4 protein-coding genes are annotated in these 3,802 nt (G+C 47.1%); all 4 read right to left on the reverse strand.

From position 1 onward, the window contains the following. Positions 1-1,524, reverse strand: a 1,524-nt coding sequence (locus ACFIJ0_RS07425; RefSeq protein ID WP_375622942.1) for a phage tail tape measure protein, incomplete at its 3' end; no start/stop codon positions are given. 131 nt (positions 1,525-1,655) lie between these two features. After that, entirely contained in the window at positions 1,656-2,069 is a 414-nt protein-coding gene (locus tag ACFIJ0_RS07430; protein WP_375622940.1) for a hypothetical protein, read from the reverse strand. A 41-nt stretch (positions 2,070-2,110) separates the two neighbouring features. Continuing rightward, positions 2,111-2,629, reverse strand: a complete 519-nt coding sequence (locus tag ACFIJ0_RS07435; protein ID WP_375622938.1) for a phage major tail tube protein — start codon at positions 2,627-2,629, stop codon at positions 2,111-2,113. 3 nt (positions 2,630-2,632) lie between these two features. Further along, on the reverse strand, positions 2,633-3,802 hold a 1,170-nt coding region (locus ACFIJ0_RS07440; protein ID WP_375661448.1), incomplete at its 5' end, for a phage tail sheath family protein.

Here is a 3,802-nt window from a genome sequence, read left to right on the forward strand (position 1 = left end):
CCAACCAAAGCTACTCACCAATGCTGCACCTGAAACCGCAACCCCTCGAAACGCTGCCACAAGTAAAGTCATGGGTCGCAAGAGACGCAGCGCGCTCCTACCAAGCCCTGCCATCAATAACTTCAAGGAACGCCCTGAGGCTGCTAAGCCACGCCAGCTTGTTTTAAGCTTGCCGCTCACACCACCAAGCTTGATAAAAGAGCTGATCAATTGAAGAAGCCCGAGACGTGTGCCAGCAAAAGCAAAGCGCAACACACGCAGAGCAATGTTAAAAGCCATCAGAGCAGCAATGGTTTTGATAATGGCGCTTGTTAAAGTGGGATGGGCATTGGCCCATGCCATAAGCCCATTGGTAAAATTGCCAACACTTTCCATCAGACTGTTGACAGGGGGCAGAAGCACTTCACCAATGGTAATTCCCAAAGCCACAATACGGTTTTGCAAAAGTTCAAACTGCCTGATCGCACCGGTTGCTTGTTTGTCCGCCTCTTGCTCTACCGAGCCTTTAAAGACTTTCGGGTCTTTCACAAACTCTAAAGCTTTCCCTAACAATTCTGGATTGCCCACCAATTTGGCAAAATCGCCCGTGAAGTCCCGCCCTGCAATGGCAATCAGCGAGCGCATCCCCTGTTCTGATTTGGCTAAAACATCAAAAAAGCGGACCAAAGTGCCAGTGGCATCTTTATCCAGATCTTGCATAAATTTTTCACGGGAAAGCCCGATATTGGCAAAAGCATCTTCAATATGTTTACCTCCCGCCTGTATGCGGGCACTCATGGCATTAAAACCACGCGCGGCACTCTCAGGGACAATCCCAGCAGAAATCATTGCCGTACCAAATGCTGCGGTTTCCCGGGCAGTGAGCTTAAACATGGTTGCCGCACCAGTAGCGCGATTGGTAAAATCAGACACTTCACTGGCTTTTGCCGCCATGTGGTTCGAGAGATGATTGATCGCATCACCTAAATCTTCAATGCCTGCTTGATTAAGCTTAAAGACATTGCGCAACTTGGCAAAGCGCTCCCCAATCTGATCCCCCGTCATATCAAAAGCCACAGCTGCTTTGGCAGCGTAAATGCTAAAAGCCTCGAGATCTTGTTCACCAATTCCTGCTTGGCTGGCACTGGTCATCAGTTCCAAAACTTCACGCGCCGCTAGCGGAATCTTGGTGGAGGTTTCCAAAGCAAAACGGCGCAATTCCTTTAAGCGATCAAGGGGGGCATCCAGAACCTTTTCCAAGCCTTTCATCGATTGGTCAAATTGCATGGCTTTATAGAGCGGTGCAATTAAGGTTGCTGTTTGCGCAAGTGCACCCACCATGCGCCCCCGCGCTTGGATAAAAGCATTTTCCGCATTCTTTGTCGCATCCTCAAGATGCTCGGGGTCAAACCAATTTTTAAAGTGCTGCCTTGTCTTGTTTTGGAAATGCGCAACATCGCTACTGAAAGCTGCAAGATCCCGCTTGGCAGAAGCGATCCCCTCTTGCAGGTGATTAACAAAACGCACAACAAGGGAAACATCCATGATTGTCTCTTATCCTAACTGATGACTTTCATATTCTTGGGCTTTAAGGCGTGCAAGCTCTTCTCGATAGGCAATCACATCCAGCCAATCCATCTGGTTAATTTCTGAAGGCACCCAGTGATAATAAAGGGCTAGTTCTGCTCCAAATTGTCCGGCAGAGAGGATTGGCGTTGCGTAAAAAAAGCAAAAAAAGCCTTGAAAACAGCAATAATGTCAACAACATCAAGACGATTAATCAATTCAACCGTTTCATGAGACATATCGGCTAAAAGCACGGCTATTCCTTCCATAGCCTCATGGGTGAGCAATGCCTCACAAAGCTTAAGAACAAGAATATCATTGCTCAAGGTTGTTTTATCCTCTTCTATAGTGGGCAGAACGAGCTCTACCAACTGCGGTCCAATCAACACTGCTAATTGGCGTGCTTGCTTGAAGTTTGGGCGATAAAAGGTCAGTTTCTTGCAGAGAGATTCTTTGCCACCTTTATCCTGATAAAGAAGCGGAACCTGCAATTCCACGTCAATGCTGGTTTGTAAACTTGTCATGATCAATTCCTATAAATGAGCGCCCTATCAATAATGAGAGCTTATAGATTGAGAATAGAGCGGCGGCGAGAACCGATCTCTTGTCCGTTTCGGACAAGCCAACCGCCCCGTTTAAAAGAAAAGCGGTGCAAAACAGAACCGTCCCAAAATTCCGTATAGTCCCAAACATTTTTGATCTCGCAATCATAGCCCGTTGCTTTCCCAGCTGTTAAGCCTTCACTATCCACTTTCACCAAACGCCCTGTAACATCAATGGAATGTTCATGCTCGCGTCCATCTTCTTCAGAGATCACATGTTTTTTGCCAGTGAATTTATGACGAAGACCAGGAGAACCAGCAAAGATGCCGATAATTTCGGGAGTATGGCTGCGGATTTTCATTTGTAAACTCAAAGCTTTCACACCAAGACCGCTCACATCAATTTGCATATCAGAACCACCCGGTTGATAGGTTTCGGTGATTTCTTCTAAAGTGGGCAGTTTCAATGTTTCGAGATCAAGGTGAAGATTCACATCATCATCAACAATCAGCGTAAAACCGCGTACAATGCGTAAAGTCATGCTCTAACTCCTTGCTGCTTTGCGATAAGTTTCAAGCGTATCGCCAAATTGATAAGTCATTTTCTTTTGGATATCTTGCGCCAAACGGTCAAAATAAGCGCTATTGCGCCGGCTGCCGAAACTCAAATTTTCTAGAGGAGGCACTTCTTCTGCATCAAATTCCACCCGCAATTTCCCCAGCTGTAAAGTACTGTTGGAATTTAAATCGCGGTCAAACCAAACCCGCCCACCCAAAAGCGCTCCACGCGCAATCAGATCATCAAGAAACTGCGTGAGGCTGCGGGTGATAGCAATGACATGTTGACCAGTAAGGTTTTCATCATTCGCCCAAGGGCGGAAACTGTTAATGATGGTTTTTTCCAATGCTGCACGGGTGCGCACCACATTGACAAAGCGCCACAATGGGTCACTGGAAGTGGTATGATTTCCCCATAAAATGCGTCCATTGGCAGCCATTTGTCCCACAGAATTATTTAAATGCGCATTTTGGCTAAGCCGTGCTGGAATAAAGGTCGCAATATCGGCTTGATTGAGGCGATTTGCCTCATGATCGATTTCGCCATCAAAATAGCTAATGGGGCGCGCCGTGCCTAAAATGCCTTTGACATCTTGGTTTGAAGGAGACCAAAAAACACCGCCCCTTTGCTTATCCCGTTTGATAAACATCGCCGCTGCAAAAGGACTTGCGGGTTTTATACTCCACCCCCCATCACTATTTGCCACTCGTACAAAGGGATCAATCAGATAACAAAAGCGTGAGGAAAAATCTGCGCGAGTGGCAAGACTTTCTTCCGTGTTTTTACCCCCCGTATCAAAAACCGCAATCGCTTGTAGCTTTTCTGCCACTTGTTCCAAGGCGTCTGCCACGGGGTTTTTGCCATTATCAAGGCGCCCTGCACTATAAGCCGGTGCCAGTAAAATCCCAGGCTCCACCCCTAAATGCCCCCGTGCATGTTTTAGCGCATGCACACCGGTCAAAGCCGTATTTGATCCCACCATTTCGGCTTGTGTCTCAGAAATGGTTGATTTTTCTTCCACCCGCACAAGAATAATTTGTGCCTCGATCCCTTGCGCACACACAGCGTTGATGACATCAAGAGCCGTGCCTCTTGCCCCAAGCTTTTGGATTTTTTCTGTCTCATGGCTAAAAATAAGGACAGGCTCATCGAGGGG

Origin of the sequence: Bartonella sp. OC68QHHN, from assembly GCF_042193875.1 — a bacterium.
GTDB classification, from domain to species: domain Bacteria; phylum Pseudomonadota; class Alphaproteobacteria; order Rhizobiales; family Rhizobiaceae; genus Bartonella; species Bartonella grahamii_A.

Excerpts from the sequence above, each read along its gene's own strand:
- ACFIJ0_RS07430 (WP_375622940.1), bottom strand. The coding sequence starts at position 2,069 with ATGACAAGTTTACAAACCAGCATTGACGTGGAATTGCAGGTTCCGCTT.
- ACFIJ0_RS07435 (WP_375622938.1), bottom strand. The coding sequence starts at position 2,629 with ATGACTTTACGCATTGTACGCGGTTTTACGCTGATTGTTGATGATGAT.